Source organism: Bradyrhizobium sp. CCBAU 53340 (assembly GCF_015291645.1).
Taxonomy (GTDB): Bacteria; Pseudomonadota; Alphaproteobacteria; order Rhizobiales; family Xanthobacteraceae; genus Bradyrhizobium.
This window is the reverse complement of sequence record NZ_CP030056.1, coordinates 425673-441208: the sequence shown is the minus strand read 5'-3', so window position 1 is coordinate 441208 and position 15536 is coordinate 425673. Positions and strand designations below refer to the sequence as shown.

The window sequence follows — 15536 nt, the reverse complement described above, 5'->3', positions numbered from 1 at the left end:
CGGTTTGCCTGAGGCTGATTGCTGCTACCATCCATTTGGAGGGGCGAAGACATGCTGCGATGAGCGAAGCTGCATCGTGGGAGCGTGCCGCCGGGATAATTCGACGCCAATCGATCCCCTGAGAGCCTTCGGGAAGCACCGCCATGGCTGGTTAGGAGCTCGGCATCAGGATCGGCGCGGCGCGACCGGTATCTTGCGCCCGCGCCCCCAGACAACAAAGACGCTAAGGGCCAGCAAGATGAAGTTGAGAGGCGTGAGCTCGGCCTCGCCGCGAGAGACATGAAAAACGATAGCGAAGACCTGCAACACGGAGCAGCCAAGCGCGGCAAGCACTGTCAGCCGCGGCATAATCCGGGTTAACGCAGGCACGAGAACGCCAATTCCTCCGGCGAGGTCGATCAGTCCGATGACCCGGACAAATGCTTCAGAGTGCTGACCTGTCCATGGCATCATTGCCGCTAACTGCGGAATCGGCATGAACAGCTTCGCGAGCCCGGACGAAGCGAACACGCAAAAGAGGAGGGCTTGAGCGATCCAAAGGCTCACGCATAGGGGACGTTCCCGCGGGGCGGCTTGGGCGGTGGCGGTGGACATGGCAGGCACTCCGACGATCACAGGGCTGTCACCATGTTTGGTCGCTTCACGATTTTGGATCATTATCTGTTTTGGGATGGATTCATTTCCTATATGTTGATGATCTGAATGGATACGCTGGTCAGCATGAAGGTCTTTTGCCTGGTTGCCGAGCTCAAGAGCTTTGCAGCCGCGGCAGAGCGGCTGGGCATCTCGCCCGCCATGGCGAGTAAGCATGTGATGCAGCTTGAGAAGCGTCTGGGCTCACGGCTGCTCAACCGCACGAGCCGACGCGTCAGCCTGAGCGAAAGCGGCGCATTATATTTCGAGCAGACGCGTCAAATGCTCGAGTCCCTGGATGAGGTAGAGGCGGCCGTCAGCAACGTGACCGTAGTTCCTCGCGGCACATTGCGGCTAACCGCACCGGTCTGGATGGCCAATCCGAAGTTTTCGAAAGTCTTGGCAGACTATCAGGCTCGCTATCCACAGGTGCGGCTGAACATCGATCTCAGTGGACGATTGGTCAATCTGGTCGAGGAAGGTTTTGACCTGGCCTTGCGTGCGACGGGCACGCCTGACGAGGCATTGATCGCGCGGCCGATCACAAGGGTCCCATTTTATATGGTTGCCACGCCCGCTTATCTCGATCGCGCAAAGCGCCCGAAGAATCTGGCTGAATTGTCCGGACACAGCCTCTTGCACTATGCGCTGCACTCTCCAGGCGAGAGTATCACCATCCAGGGCGAAAGTGGGACGCAGACTATCAAATTCAACCCCGTTTTGCTCAGCGGCAACGAGACTCTGCTGCACCTGGCCGCCCTGGAAGGCATGGGGCTCGCGGTGCTGCCCAAATGGCTGATCAGCGAGGATCTCGCCGCCGGGCGCCTGGAACAAGTGCTGCCGGAGCAGAGCATCTTCGAAAGCCAATTGTTCGCGGTTTATCCGACGCGCAAATACCTCTCAGCCAAGGTCCGGACATTTATCGACTTCATCGCTGCTGATAAGCGACTGAGATAGCCGGGCCAAAAGCGTGACTGCTGCGGCATCAACTTTACTTACGTCATCGTGAATGTGTGGCTGCTTTCTCGATGTGCTGCCAGAATGCCTCCGCCGCCTGGGCGAGCCGCAGTTTAGGCCGGAATACGTGGATCTCGATCGGCACGTACCACTGCTGCCCGCCTGCCGCGACAATCTCGCCAGAGGCAAGCTGATCACTGATCAGGCTTTCCGGCAGCCACGCCATGCCCCGGCCTGCCTGAACCATCGTGACCAAAAGCTTCGCCAGATGCGACGTGAATGTTGTGTGAAGATGAGCTTGCAAGGGGGAGGTGGCACGCACCGCTTCCAGGATCCGTCCCATCCCTGATTCTGAACGGAAGCTCAAGAACTGTACAGGCGCGCCCTCCGTTCCCGGAAGCTTGAAGCGAGGCTTGCGGTTGCGGCGCGAAACCGGCACCGATGCGGGGATCAGCCGATCGTCACCAACATGCAGCGAGCGAAAATGCGACGGCGTCAACGCCGTCGTGGCGGCCGGATGATAATGGCAAAGCAAAAAATGGGCATCGCTCGCCAAGAGGATCCGTTCGCAGCCTTCCATATGATTGGCAACGAGCTGTACGTTGGGCACGAATGGTAGCTCGGTCTCGATGCGACGCAGCCAATCCGGAAAGAACGTCAGCGACAGCGCATTGGTCGAGGCGAACTTCAGTACGTCCGAGGCACCGCGCGCCCGCTCCTGCGCCTCGAGCCGGCCGGCACTCAATCTGCGCACGATATCGTCAGCAGTGTGACGAAAGGCTTCACCAGCGGGCGTCAGATTGACGCTGTGCGTGGTGCGATCGAGCAGCGATGCGCCAGCCCAGACCTCGAGCGCCTGTATCCTCCGGCTGAGCGCCGGCTGGGAACAGTTTCGCTCCTCTGCGGCCCGTGAAAAACTGCGCGCTGTCGCAACCGCGATGAAATCGTATAACCAGTTGATCTCCATGGAGAGCTCTCGTTTATGCAGGCCTTGCATAACGATATCAGCATCCGGCATTGGATTTCTAGTCGCGCGCGCGTCACGGTGGCCGGAAAGAAGCTTTGGAGGAAGGCGGGATGGCCGCGCGCACGTTGTATGACAAGCTGGTGGACTCCCATGTGGTCCGCAATCTGGATGATGCCGGGCTCGTCCTGCTGTACGTCGACCGAACCGTCCTCAACGAGTATACCAGCCCCCAGGCGTTTGCCGGCCTGCGCGCCGCGGGGCGGAAAGTTTGGAATCCCAAAGCGGCGCTGATGGTGGTCGATCACGTCAACCCTACAGCCGCACAACGCACCCGCGCCATGCCGGATAGCGGCGCCGCGCGCCAAGTTGACTACTTCGCTGAAAACGCCCGGGATTTCGGCATCGAATATTTCGATATTCTCGATCCGCGCCAAGGCATCGAGCACGTCGTCGCCCCCGAGCAGGGCCTCGTCATGCCAGGTATGGTCATCGCCGCCGGCGACAGCCACAGCACCGCCTATGGCGCCTTCGGCGCGCTCGGCTATGGCATCGGGACCTCCGATATCGAGCACTATCTTGCAACCTCGACGGTGCGCTACCGACGCCTCAAAACGATGCGCATCCACCTCACCGGAGACGTCCCGTTCGGGGTCACGCCGAAAGATATCGTCATGGAGATCATCCGGCGGATCGGCGCCGACGGGGCTACTGGCTATGCCGTTGAGTTCACTGGCCCCGTCGTCTCAAACATGAGCGTCGAAGGCCGCATCGTCATGTCCATCATGATCGTCGAAGCGGGCGCGCGTGGTGTCGTGGTCGCCCCGGACCAGAAGGTGCTGGACTATTTAAAGGGCCGGCCGCGCGCGCCAAAGGGCGAGATGTGGGAGCGAGCGGCCAAGAAATGGCTGACGCTCGCCTCGGACCCCGATGCCCGGTTCGACCGCGAGGTTGCGCTCGATGTCGCGGATGTCGCCCCTCTCGTCACCTGGGGAACCAGCCCCGACCAGGCAATTGCAGTGACCGATATTATCCCCGATCCTGCGCAACAGGTGGCGCCTGAACGCAAGGCCGCGGCCCTTCGCGCCCTGAGCTATATGGGGCTTCGAGCCGGTGATCCCATTCAATCCGTCCCGATCGATTTTGCGTTCATCGGCTCCTGCACGAATTCGCGCATCGAGGATTTGCGCGACGCGGCCGAGGTCTTTCGTGGCCGCCGTGTTGCGGCCGGTGTACGGGCAATCGTAGTGCCGGGATCGACCCACGTCAGAGCGCAAGCCGAGGCTGAAGGCCTTGCAAAAGTGTTCACGGATGCCGGCGTCGAATGGCGGCAATCCGGCTGCTCGATGTGCCTTGCCATGAATGACGATGTGCTCAAGCCCGGAGAGCGGTGTGCGTCCTCGACCAACCGAAATTTCGAAGGCCGCCAGGGACCAGGCGCCCGCACGCATCTCATGAGTCCGGCAATGGTGGCCGCGGCCGCGGTCACCGGCCACATCGCTGACGTTCGTTCACTGCTGGGAGTTGCAGGCCAATGATGCCATTCGATCAAGTTTCAGGCGTCGCTGCACCCATGATGTCGCCAAACATCGACACCGACGTGATCATGCCCAAAATGTTTCTTAAGGGCGTGGACCGGAGCGGGCTGGGCGAGGGCGCCTTCAATCTGCTGCGCTTCTCCGCCGGTAAACCCAATCCCGAGTTTATTCTCAATCAGGACGGTTATCGCAACGCTTGCTTCCTCGTGGTCGGCCCAAATTTCGGCTGCGGTTCGAGCCGCGAGCACGCGGTGTGGGGGCTTCAACAGCTCGGCATCCGGGCATTGATCGGCACCAGCTTCGCCGGGATATTCAATGACAATTGCGGCAACAACGGCCTGTTGACGATCTCGCTCGAACCCGATCTCGTAGCTGAGATCGCTAACGCTGTGGCACATCGTGAGCGCAACGACGTCTTCGTTGATCTTGCAGCGCAGACGATCCGCTTCGACCGTGGCCGCCGCCCGATCAAATTCGACATCGAGCCGACGAGGAAAGAGGCGTTCCTGACGGGCCGGGATTTCGTCGCATCAACCCTGGTCCTTGCTGACGACATCCGCGCTTTCGAAGCACGCCATGCTGCGGAGAATCCCTGGATCTTCTGACTGGCAAGCCAGTCCTCGCGGCCAGCAGACTGGCCGCAGCCCGGATGACGAAAATAACAAAATTGGAGGGAACTTTGGTTGACACGACTTTTCGTCCGGCCGCGCCGGAGGCAATCCCTTCGACGAAGCTCAACGGCGTCAAGATCGGCCCGTTGCCAATCAGCATATACGTCGGAGCGGCCATCGTCTGTGCTGCCGCGGTTTACTCTGGAAAGCTCCCGAACGATGTGATCGGCGGTCTCCTGGTCCTCATGCTGCTCGGCTTTCTGCTGGGCAAGCTTGGCCAGACGATACCGGTTCTCAAGCAGATCGGTGGGACCGCGATCCTATGCCTGTTCGTTCCGGCAGCACTGGTAAGCTATGGCTTGATGCCGGATGCCGCCCTTAAAGCAATCACCACGACGTTCCGGACCGCCAATTTTCAATACTTCTTCATCGCCTGTCTCGTCGCAGGCTCAATCCTCGGAATGCCCTACCGCGTCTTGGTTCAAGGCTTCATCCGCATGTTCGTTCCGCTTCTGATCGGGACCATTGCCGCCGTCTCGGCCGGCATTCTGGTCGGGCTGGCATTCGGGTATACTCCCAAGGACACGTTCTTCTTCATCATCATTCCGATCGTCGGCGGCGGCCTTGCCGAGGGCGTATTGCCGCTCTCCATTGCTTATTCCGAGATCTTGCAGCGGCCGCAAGCCGATCTTGTCGCACACATGGTGCCTGCGGCATTGCTCGGCAACGTGGTCGCAATCGTTTGCGCCGGGCTTCTTGCGCGCCTTGGCGAGAGACGGCGCGATCTGAGCGGGCAGGGCATGCTGGTCAAGACCGGCGACAATGACATCCTAGGCGACGTGCGGCCCGATCGGCCTATTGATCTCGGATTGCTGGGAGCAGGTATGGTGCTGTCCTGCGGTCTATTCGTGCTTGGCATGACCCTAGCGCCATTTACAGGGATACCTGGACCGATCATGATGATCATCGCGGCGGTCGCGTTGAAGCTGACCAAGATCCTACCGAACGAGATGGAGCTCGGCGCCTACCAGATCAACAAGTTCATGTCGACCAACCTGACCTTTGCGATCCTCGTCGCCATGGGCGCATTGCTGGTCAAATGGGAACAACTCGTCGCCTCCTTCAACCCGGGATACATCATGATCTGCACCGCGACCGTGCTGGCCATGATTGCCTCCGGCTTTTATGTCGGCAAGTGGCTAAACATGTATCCGGTCGAGGCTGCGATCGTCACCGCCTGCCATTCGGGACTGGGCGGCACCGGGGATGTTGCCATCCTTGGCGCCGCCGATCGCATGGGCCTCATGGCATTCGCCCAGATCGCCACTCGTGTCGGCGGGGCGATCATGATTGTGATCGCGACCCTGCTGCTGAAGTCGCTATCCTGATCTGGCGTGTTGGAGATGCAACAAATGGATCGGCGCGACTTTACAAAGGCCCTATTGGCCATGTCCGCCAGCGCTGGCATGTCAGGTGCAGCGGTCGCGGAGCAGGAGCCAAGCGGCGGCGTCCCTTCGCTTGCCGTGCGCGTCAACGACAAGATCAGGCTGGGTGGCCAACGCAACTTCGACAGAGGACCGGTGACCTCGCGGCAGAACATGCAGTGGCACCAGCGGTGGGGCATTCGCTATCTCGATGTCTCGCTGGAGACGAGAAACGCCGCTCCGGACGTCTTTGGAAGCGATACGCCCGACGAGGGTGCGCTTGCTCGCGCTCAGGCGCTCGGCACGGGCATGGGAGGCGCGCGGCTTCAGCCCACCACGCGCTGGAGCCTCGAAGGCATGATGCGCATCGCCGACACGCTGCAGAAAAACGATCTCATCTGGGAGAGCATCCGGATGGATTCGGCGTACATCGCGATGGCGCCGGGGCCGGAACGCGACCGTTATCTGGATCTGATTTGCGAAAACGTCCAAACCGCCGGCCGCGCCGGGGTCAAGATCATCAGCTATCATTGGAATTTGACCCCGATCCGGCGCAATCGCAAAGTTCAGGGCCGTGGTGGGTCGGAATACGACGCGTTCAAGCTAGAAGACAATTGGCGCGACCTCCCGCCGACCCCTGCAGGCCGTGTCTCAGCGGACGACTATTGGGAGCGCCTGCATGTTTGGGCGTCCCGCGTCATCCCCGTGGCCGCGGAGAGCGGGGTCAAAATGGCTTGCCACCCCTACGATCCGGGCGGCCTGCCTCTCGGCTATCTCGGTGTCGACAGCTTCGATGCCGGCGATTATGCGAACGCGCTGCTCAAATACGAGAAGCTGTACGATTCACCTCATAATGGCTTTCAATACGATACCGGGGTCTCACGGGAATCGATGCCTGAAGGGGTTGATCAGCTTGCGCTGTTATACGGTTTGATCAAGAGAAAGAAGATTCATCAGATCCACTTCCGCAATGTCCGCGCCAGCCAGAACGACTTCGTCGAGGTCTATCATGACGAGGGCGATGTGGACTTGTTCAACATCATTCGCCTGCTTCGCGACAGCGGCGGCTCACTGCTGGCCGATCATAGTCCGCGTCATCAGGATGATCCCTCTTACGTGATAGGCTTTGCGTTCGCAAACGGCTACATTCTCGGCCTCCTGCGCGCTGCCCATGAAGAGGCGCTCAAGTCCATCGCACGATAGCCCGTTATGGAACCAGATCGGATGAAGAAAATGAACAGGCTGCTAAAGCTCAATCCCAACAGGTTCACAATGAAGTCGGTGCTCGCAATCTCGATCCTTTCGGCCTTGGCATTATCCGAGGCCTTCGCGCAGAACACCGCGCTGCCGACTGGCCCCCAATGGGGCGATCAAAACCTATCGGCTTTTTATCGTTGGACCGATCCGCTGCCCACAAGGCCGGGCGTGATGCTGCGTGAAGAGCCAATGAAGGCCCAGCCGGAGATCACGAAAGCGGCTCTCGCCGAACGCATTCTCTACAGTTCGACGGATGTACGTTGGCACGCCGGGATCGTACCGGTGAGCGGGACACTGTATCTGCCGGTTGGAGAACCGCCGGCCGGAGGCTGGCCCCTCGTGGCCTGGGCTCATGGCACGCTGGGCGTTGCGGACGTGTGCGCGCCGTCCTGGGCCGGGCACAAGCCGCGCGATGCAACCTACATCCAAAAATGGCTAGAGAATGGGTTTGCGGTCGTTGCCACCGATTACCAGGGTCTCGGCGGTCCCGGCCCGCATCCTTACCTGATCTGGGAAGCTGAAGGGCATTCCGTGCTCGATGCCGTCCGGGCAGCGCGCGCCGCCCATGGCGACAAGCTCGCTCCCAAGGTCTTCATCAGTGGTCAGTCGCAAGGCTCAGGCGCAGCTTTGGGCGCAACAACGGTCGCACCGAACTATGCGCCAGATGTACCCTTGCTCGCCACAGTCGCCACAGGGGTCGTGTCGACCTTTCCCGACGGCCCTTACCGGCCTGCGGAGGCATTCAAGGTTGGCTCGCCGATTTACCTCACCCTCATGATGCTCGGCGGTTCGCTTCCCGATGAGGCACCCCCCGTAGACAACCTCGTGACTGACAAGGGAAGGCTCGTCTTACGCGCAGCACGAGAAGGCTGCACCGGCGAGATGCGCGCGATCGCGCAGAAAGATACTGTCACCGCCGACAACGCCTATGTCCAACCGATCGCGAACATCGAAGCGAGCCTTGCGTCTCCGACCGACATGAAGCCCGTGCGGCTGCCGGTGCCCGTTCTGCTTGGCACGGGTCTGGCCGATTCAGTACTGCCGCCCCGTCGCCAATATGCAGCCGTGGCGGCCTTATGCTCGGCCGGAAACGAGGTCGTTTGGAACACCTATCCTGGTGCCACTCACAACGGGGGCCTGATTGCCGCTTTCCCGGACGCATTGGCGTTCTTCAAACAGACACTTGAAGGCAAAAAGACGCCAAGCAACTGCGCGCGCATTACCGAGCCGGGGCTTCCGACGACACCGGCGCCTGGTATACCCTTCAATGACTGACTAGCGGTTCTTTGCATCTTAGCGCATCGGTTTGCACGAACCGATGCGATCCAAGCCAGGCAGTCCTTTCTGAGAAGCTCTGGGCTGCCGGTTTGACCTGCGCCTTCGGCTAAATTGAGCCCCTTCCAAGTGCGCCAGGGGAGGCTTTCGTTGGGTTAGTCTCGTCGAGCGCGATCCTTTCGATTTCTAGCGCTCGCGCCCGTGACGACCGGCGGCTTATTTCTTGTTTCTTATCGGTCGGCATATGCCGCGACCGTCTCTCCGCTCTTGAGGTAGAAAGCCATGTCAGGAACTTTAGCCATCGTCGCGCGCTTTGTCGCGAAGGCGGGTTGTGAGGAGGAATTGAGGGCTACACTACTAGAGGCTGCGGCAATCGCCCTGGCGGAGGAGCCTGGCTGTCGTCGCTTCGAAATCCTGCAGGCGGTTAATCCTGATGGCGTGGTGCTGCCGGATACTTTCATGTCCAATGAACTCTTCGACGACTACGAGGCCGTCGAGGCGCACCGTAACTCCAGGCACGCTCCCGTCCGCAAGGCTCGGATCCGTGCTCTTGTGTCGAGCCAGACCCGGATCGAGATGGGCGCTGTGATTGATGAAGTCTGATGACGCTCCCCCGAGATCGAGCATCCAAAATGAGCCGCTTTGCAACGAGGCAAGCACAGGGTGCTTATGGCTAGGACAATGTGATGGAACATAGGGGTGTCGGCCGTTCAGGGCTGAGGATCCCAGCCCTGGCCTTTGGGACAGCGACTTTCGGCGGTGGGAACGAGTTCTTTCGCAAGTGGGGCACGACCGATCTATCGGAGGCCCGACGGCTCGTCGACATATGCCTCGATGCGGGGCTGAATCTCTTTGACACCGCCGACGTCTACTCGATGGGCGCGGCGGAAGAAATCCTCGGAAAGGCTCTGGGCTCACGCCGATCGCAGGCCCTGATCGCCACCAAGCTCGGCTACCGCTCGCATAGCGGGCCGAACGGAATGGGGGCGAGCCGGCAGCACATCATAATGGCGTGCGAGGCCTCGCTGAAGCGACTTGGCTGCGATCACCTCGACCTGCTGCAACTCCACGGCTATGACGAAAATACACCGATCGAGGAAACACTGCGCGCCTTCGAGGAACTGATCAAGGCCGGGAAGGTCCGCTATATTGGGGCGTCTAACTTCTCCGGATGGCAGCTGGCCAAGATGGCCACCACCGCTGACTGGCTTGGCTTGCCGCGCCCCATCTCGCATCAGGTCCACTATTCCTTGCTGTGCAGGGACTATGAACACGAATTGATGCCCGCGGGTTTCGATCAGGGCATAGGCGCCATCATATGGAGCCCGCTATCCGGCGGCAAGCTTAGCGGCAAGATCAGCCGTGACCGGCCGCCGCAGGCCGACAGCCGAGCGGCGAAATTCGGAGGCCTGACCGAGCGCGACGCCAAGCTCTTTGACATCGTGGATGCGCTCAACGATATCGCGCAGGAGCGCGGGACAAGCGCGTCTCAAGTTGCGATCAATTGGCTACTCGCCCGGCCAACCGTCTCAAGTGTCGTCATTGGCGCCCGCACGGCCGAACAGCTCGTTGAAAACATCGCAGCCCTCGACTGGCAACTTTCCATCAAGGAGGTGGAGCGCTTGAACCAAGTGAGCGCCTCGCCAGCACCCTATCCCTATTCACATCAGTCTATGTTCCCTGAATTACTTCGTCCGCTCAGCGGAATCTCTCGGTAATGCATGCAACTGGCAGGCTAGGGTCTCGCAATGTTTGGCACTTTCGAACAATGCTCGCCTGAACGGTCCATCCCTGCCGGGGCGCGGCGCTTGCAAAGGGAGACCAAATGTCCGACGCCATCCGCAGCTTTGACCATCCGCGGCTATCAACTCATGGAAATCACAACAGAGCCCTTCAGCTCGTCTCCGGGTTCCAGAATCACAGTTCCAGTGTCAGCACAACCGCGAGCGAACAGGTTGAACCCGTCCGCAACGTGGCTGACGGGCTCTGCGCATAGATGTGCGGCATCAGCGGGCCGATGCAGCACAAAATGCGAAAATGCAGGATCCCCTCGCATTTCAATCCGATCACCATTCGAGCGGTGAATAACGCAGAGCCCGCGCCATCCACTGCGATAAAGCGTCACCTCACCGGGCGGCAATGAATCTGCTGTGGGCCCGGCAGAATGGGCATCCGGCAGCGCGGCGAGATAGTCCGTCGTCACGGCCCAGTCGATCGGTGCGTCAAACTCTATGTTGTCATCGACTTGGTGCTCGAAATAGGGATGCAGGCCGATTCCACCCGGCATCGGCGTCTGCGCCTCGTTTCGAAGATTGAGACAAAATATGGCACGCGAGGGTTCAAGTTCGACCTTAAGAGTTGCGCTGAACGCCCAAGGCCAGTCGGCGCCTCCCTTGTGCGAGTATCGCATCGTCACCTGCGATGGCGTCAGCGAGATCGTCTCCCAAGGCATCCTGTGCGCATGCCCGTGCAACGTATGCGGCAGCGCGTCGGGATGGGCCGCAAGCTCGTACCGCTTACCCTGGAAGAGAAGAACCCCATCCCTCACGCGGTTGCTATAGGGGACGAGGGGATAGATACCACCCTTGGGCCAGCGCAGTAACTGAGCGGGCTCTACCCCGGCCGGGAACGGACGCAAGACCCGTCGCGGCAAGCCGCTACCCTTGCTGCTGCACAGCTCGAGAGAGGTCACGCGTCCGCCAGCGGACGCCGAGAAGCCAAGTCGAGCCGCACCGGCCGTCAAAAGCTGGTTGGTGATCATAGAACGCCATTCAAACCATTTGAGATGGACCGTTTGAGCGCCCGTTCACTGCCGCAGCTTAATGCTCAGCTGATTCGGCGACGAACGCCGCCAGCTCGGGCGTCGCAGGCATCCGCAGGATGTCCGACGATCCCATTTCGTGCACCTTGCCATCGCGCATATAAATGACGCGGTCCGCCACCTTGCGGGCAAAGGCCATTTCATGGGTCACCAGGATCATGGTCATGCCGTCGGCCGCGAGCTGCTCCATGACACGCAACACTTCTCCCGTAAGCTGCGGGTCGAGCGCTGAAGTCACTTCATCGAACAGCATCAACTTAGGCTCCATGGCAAGGCTGCGGGCAATGGCTACGCGCTGCTGTTGCCCGCCGGAAAGCTGTTCCGGATAGCAGTCCATCTTCTCCCGCAGCCCCACTTTGGCGATCACAGTATCCGCAATTTCGCGGGCCTGCCGCTGCTTCATGCCTTTTACCATGCGCGGGGCCAACATGATATTTTCGGCCACGGTCAGGTGCGGGAAGAGGTTATAGCTTTGAAAAACGATTCCGACATCGCGTCTCAAAGACTTCAAGTCGATGTCGTCATCATGGAGCTCGTGGCCGCAGATCAGCATCGAGCCGCCTTGGATGGTCTCCAGGCGATCCATGCAACGTAGCGCCGTGCTCTTGCCCGATCCGCTCTGGCCGATGATAGCGGCGACTTCGCCCCTGTTCACCTCAAAGGTGACACCTTTAAGGACTTCCAGCTCGCCAAAGCTCTTGCGCACGTCCTTTAATTCAACGATTGGCGACATTGAGTTTCCTTTCGAGGGCTCTGCTTTGAACCGACAGCGGATAGCAGATCGCAAAGTACATCAGGGCAGCGATGCCGAAGTAGAGAAACGGCTCAAATGTTGCGTTGTTGATGATCTTTGCGTTGTAGGAGAGCTCGGCGTATCCGACCACAAGTGAGGCGATCGATGTGTTCTTGACGATCTGGACCAAGAAGCCGACTGTCGGTGGAATGGCAATGCGCAGAGCTTGCGGCAGGATGACAGCCCTCATGCGCTGCCAGCGCGTCAGGCCGAGGCACTCTGCGGCTTCCCATTGCGGCTTCGCCACCGCCTGAATGCAGCCGCGCCAGATCTCGCCCAGATAGGCGCTGCTGTAAAGTGTGAGCGCGAAGGTCGCTGCCGTCAGCGGAGATAAGGAGTCGTAGCCCAAAATGCTCGGCCCGTAAAAGCACAGACCCATGAGGACGAGCAACGGAAGTCCCTGCATGATCTCGATATAGGCCGCCGCCCCGCGCGAAATCGCCCAATTCCGCGAGATGCGTGCCAGAGCGACGATGAAGCCGGCGATGCCGCCAAACAGGAAAGTTAACAGGCTCAATACGACCGTCGCCCATAGCCCCTGGAGCAACGAGAGAATGTAGGCGCTATTCATCTGCTATCTCCATGCTCACAGCGGGGTTCCGAGCTTGCGGCGGCGAGGAAACATCGCAAGCCCGAGGAGAGCAAAACCCCCACGTACCAGTATGGCGAGACCTAGATAGATGCCGCCGAGCACGACGAAGATTTCGAAATTGCGATAAGTCTCGCTCTGGATACGGTTAGAGATCCCGAATAGCTCCTCAACGCCAACCGAGGACACGATGCTCGAGGCCAGCATCAACAGAACATACTGGCTCGACAGCGCCGGATAGACGCGCTCCAGCGCTGGCCGAATAATCACATGCAGATAGGTTTGGGTGCGCGACAGTCCAAGGCAGGTCGCCGCCTCAAGCTGGCCGCGATGGATCGATTCAATGCCCGCACGCACGATCTCAGTCGTATAAGCTCCGATATTGACCGTCAGCGCGATGGTCGCACCAACCAGGATGGGCAACCGAATTCCCATGCTCGCAATGCCAAAGATTAGGAAGTAGCACTGCACGAGCAGCGGCGTATTGCGGATGAACTCCACATACAAGGAGACGATCCAACGGGCCCAGGTTGGCCCGCCGGTCCGGACCACGGCGCAGGCACCACCTAAAAGGATGCCGAACACCGTGCAGAATAAAGTGAGCCGTAGCGTCGTCCAGATACCCTCCAACAGGAGCGGCCAATAAGCCAGCACGGCTGCGAAGTCGAAATTGTAAGTCATAGGACTTTGCTCGTTTCAAGGGCCGTAGGCCATGTCATTGAGACGCGGCGATGACTTCCTGGGGCAGGTCGGCGCCCTGAAACTTCTTGAAGATCGCTTGGAGTTTTCCGTTGGCGATGTTCTTCTTCACCCAGCTGTCGACCCATTCCTTCAGATCCGTATCCTCCTTACGCATGCCAACACCCATAGGCGCGGTCCGAAGCGGCAGCTTCAGCTCAAGCTCTTTGGCCGGGTTCTTCTTATTGATCAGGTCGACAAGGGTCGGCACCTGCGCGACCAAGTCAAGCTGGTTGGACACGACCGCCGTCATGGTCGTTGCTTCATCCTCAAAGCGCACGATTTCCGCATCTCGCGGGGCCGCCGCAGTCACATCCGCATCGTTCGTCGTGCCGCGCGTGACGGCAATGCGCTTTCCCGACAAATCAGCGAACGTCTTGATCTGCATGCTCTTCGGTGCTGCCACATAGGACGTCGCTCCAGAATATGGCAGCGAGAACGCGATCAGCTTCTTGCGCTCATCAGTGATCGACAAGGCCGAAAGGACTGCGTCTGCGCGATGCGACATCAGGAAAGGAATGCGATTGGCGCTGTTCGTCCCCACGATCTCCATCTTCACGCCGAGATCGGCAGCCAAGAGCTTAGCTGTTTCGACTTCCGAGCCAGTGGGATTGAGGTCTTCGTCCTTGAATGCCCAGGGAGGGACACTGAGATCGACGGCGATGCGAATGATACCCGCGGACTTGATCTTCTCAAGCGTCCCGGCTGTCGCTGTTTGCCCCAAGAGGGCCAGCGAGACAACAGCAGCTGTCAAAACTCTAGCAAGAGTCTTCATTTTCAATCCTCCCGATGGCAATTGACTGTTCGAATTAGAGCTACGCCCAGATTTTCGGCTAGAAGAGGTCGATTCGGACTCGGTATTCGGAGCGCATCCGCTTCCGCCCCGGCGTTATTCTCGTCGCGGCGGTGCCAGGCAGAGCGACCACTCAGGGAGCAGGCGGCGATCGATTCCTTTGGCCCGACCGCCTCGATGGCGTTCGCAAGTGTCTCCTCCAGAGTGCCAAGTATTGTTGTTATGATTGCGCGAAACGTTAGCGAGCGCGGCTTTCAACGTGAAGCCCGTCTTTCATTGTCCGCGAGAGATCGTCTCACTTCGTGAGACTGTCGCCGTTAGTGAGCGGTCTGATGCTCAATGACCAGAGGTCATGAAGGAGAACAGAAGCGCGATCTGTCCATCCAGCATGTGCGTGCCGTCTCGCGTGGCGCAGCCAATCTTGGCTGCCTCCGACAGGAGCCTTGTCGGGACCGGATCGGTGATAACGTCGGCAACGATCATGTGCGGCGCAAGTTGAGCGGGATCGACTGGTAGCGGGTCGCCGTCCCGCAAGCCTGCCGACGTCGCATTGACGACAATATCGCAATCGCGAGGAACGGCAGTATCGATGGAGACCTTGCCTGGATATGCCTTACTAAGCCTGTCAAACAGGCTGTTCTGGTTTGACGCGTCGAGGTCGTGGAAGGTCAACCGGCGGGCGCCTTCTTCGAGCATGGAGACGCCGATCGAGGAGCCTGCACCGCCCGCGCCGACCATGAACACGTTTTTGCCGGCGATGGCATGGCCCGCCTTCTTCAATCCGGCAGTCAGACCGGCACCGTCGAAATTGTCGCCGAGCCAGCGGCCGTCCTGTTCTCGTCGCATGGCGTTGATCGCCCCGAGGACCTTGGCGCGATCAGACAGGCGGTCGCAATGCGCGATCGCCCCGAATTTGTGTGGCAGCGTGATAAGAATACTGTCGATGTTGAGCATTGCTTTGAGGGCCGCCAGAGCCGTGTCAAGATTGCCTCTCTCGACCTGCAGCGGCACCAGCACACCGTCATATCCGGCATCCTCCATTCGCTTGGTCAGCCAGCCCGGTGCCAGCACCTGCGAAATAGGCGAGCCTATTAGCGCATGAACGCGTGTCTTTCCGGTCAGTGAGGTCATGAACAGGCCCGG

16 protein-coding genes are annotated in these 15536 nt (G+C 59.8%); 8 read left to right on the top strand and 8 right to left on the bottom strand.

What is annotated here, in order from left to right:
• Positions 1-165: 165 nt before the first annotated feature.
• The gene (locus XH89_RS38700; RefSeq protein ID WP_128930032.1) at positions 166-594 is read right to left on the bottom strand and encodes a DoxX family protein; all 429 of its coding nucleotides are present in this window, start codon (positions 592-594) and stop codon (positions 166-168) included.
• A gap of 108 nt (positions 595-702) precedes the next feature.
• On the opposite strand from XH89_RS38700, the gene XH89_RS38695 reads away from it, so the two are divergent.
• Complete coding sequence (locus tag XH89_RS38695; protein ID WP_128930033.1) at positions 703-1590, top strand: LysR family transcriptional regulator; 888 nt, start codon at positions 703-705, stop codon at positions 1588-1590.
• A gap of 43 nt (positions 1591-1633) precedes the next feature.
• Here XH89_RS38695 and XH89_RS38690 read toward each other — a convergent pair whose 3' ends face one another.
• Positions 1634-2557, bottom strand: coding sequence for a LysR family transcriptional regulator (locus XH89_RS38690; RefSeq protein ID WP_128930034.1), 924 nt, complete (start codon positions 2555-2557; stop codon positions 1634-1636).
• Between the two features lie 110 nt (positions 2558-2667).
• Between XH89_RS38690 and leuC the strand changes: the two genes are divergently transcribed.
• From leuC to XH89_RS38655, 7 genes are all read left to right on the top strand, one after another.
• Positions 2668-4092: a 3-isopropylmalate dehydratase large subunit gene (gene leuC / locus XH89_RS38685; protein WP_128930035.1), complete on the top strand. Its 1425-nt coding sequence runs from the start codon at positions 2668-2670 to the stop codon at positions 4090-4092.
• Entirely contained in the window at positions 4089-4697 is a 609-nt protein-coding gene (gene leuD / locus XH89_RS38680; RefSeq protein WP_128930036.1) for a 3-isopropylmalate dehydratase small subunit, read from the top strand. The genes leuC and leuD overlap by 4 nt, the downstream gene beginning before the upstream one ends.
• Before the next feature lie 74 nt (positions 4698-4771).
• Positions 4772-6091, top strand: a complete 1320-nt coding sequence (locus XH89_RS38675; RefSeq protein WP_237864939.1) for a 2-hydroxycarboxylate transporter family protein — start codon at positions 4772-4774, stop codon at positions 6089-6091.
• A 24-nt stretch (positions 6092-6115) separates the two neighbouring features.
• The gene (locus XH89_RS38670; RefSeq protein ID WP_164933591.1) at positions 6116-7330 is read left to right on the top strand and encodes a mannonate dehydratase; all 1215 of its coding nucleotides are present in this window, start codon (positions 6116-6118) and stop codon (positions 7328-7330) included.
• A gap of 21 nt (positions 7331-7351) precedes the next feature.
• Complete coding sequence (locus XH89_RS38665) at positions 7352-8659, top strand: lipase family protein (RefSeq protein WP_232995552.1); 1308 nt, start codon at positions 7352-7354, stop codon at positions 8657-8659.
• Between the two features lie 282 nt (positions 8660-8941).
• On the top strand, positions 8942-9262 hold the full coding sequence (locus XH89_RS38660; protein WP_128930039.1) for a putative quinol monooxygenase: 321 nt from the start codon (positions 8942-8944) through the stop codon (positions 9260-9262).
• A gap of 83 nt (positions 9263-9345) precedes the next feature.
• On the top strand, positions 9346-10377 hold the full coding sequence (locus XH89_RS38655; RefSeq protein ID WP_128930040.1) for an aldo/keto reductase: 1032 nt from the start codon (positions 9346-9348) through the stop codon (positions 10375-10377).
• A 146-nt stretch (positions 10378-10523) separates the two neighbouring features.
• Here XH89_RS38655 and XH89_RS38650 read toward each other — a convergent pair whose 3' ends face one another.
• The 6 genes from XH89_RS38650 to XH89_RS38625 form a co-directional block, all read right to left on the bottom strand.
• A complete protein-coding gene (locus tag XH89_RS38650; RefSeq protein WP_128930041.1) occupies positions 10524-11420 on the bottom strand; it encodes a hypothetical protein in 897 nt (298 codons plus the stop codon).
• A gap of 58 nt (positions 11421-11478) precedes the next feature.
• Positions 11479-12213 carry an amino acid ABC transporter ATP-binding protein gene (locus tag XH89_RS38645; protein ID WP_128930042.1) on the bottom strand — a complete coding sequence of 245 codons (735 nt, stop codon included), beginning with the start codon at positions 12211-12213 and terminating at the stop codon, positions 11479-11481.
• A complete protein-coding gene (locus XH89_RS38640) occupies positions 12197-12844 on the bottom strand; it encodes an amino acid ABC transporter permease (RefSeq protein ID WP_128930043.1) in 648 nt (215 codons plus the stop codon). Before XH89_RS38640 ends, XH89_RS38645 begins: the two co-directional genes overlap by 17 nt.
• 15 nt (positions 12845-12859) lie before the next feature.
• Positions 12860-13543 carry an amino acid ABC transporter permease gene (locus XH89_RS38635; RefSeq protein WP_128930044.1) on the bottom strand — a complete coding sequence of 228 codons (684 nt, stop codon included), beginning with the start codon at positions 13541-13543 and terminating at the stop codon, positions 12860-12862.
• Between the two features lie 34 nt (positions 13544-13577).
• On the bottom strand, positions 13578-14375 hold the full coding sequence (locus XH89_RS38630; protein WP_128930045.1) for a transporter substrate-binding domain-containing protein: 798 nt from the start codon (positions 14373-14375) through the stop codon (positions 13578-13580).
• A gap of 354 nt (positions 14376-14729) precedes the next feature.
• Entirely contained in the window at positions 14730-15524 is a 795-nt protein-coding gene (locus XH89_RS38625) for a shikimate dehydrogenase (RefSeq protein WP_128930046.1), read from the bottom strand.
• Between the last annotated feature and the right edge of the window lie 12 nt (positions 15525-15536).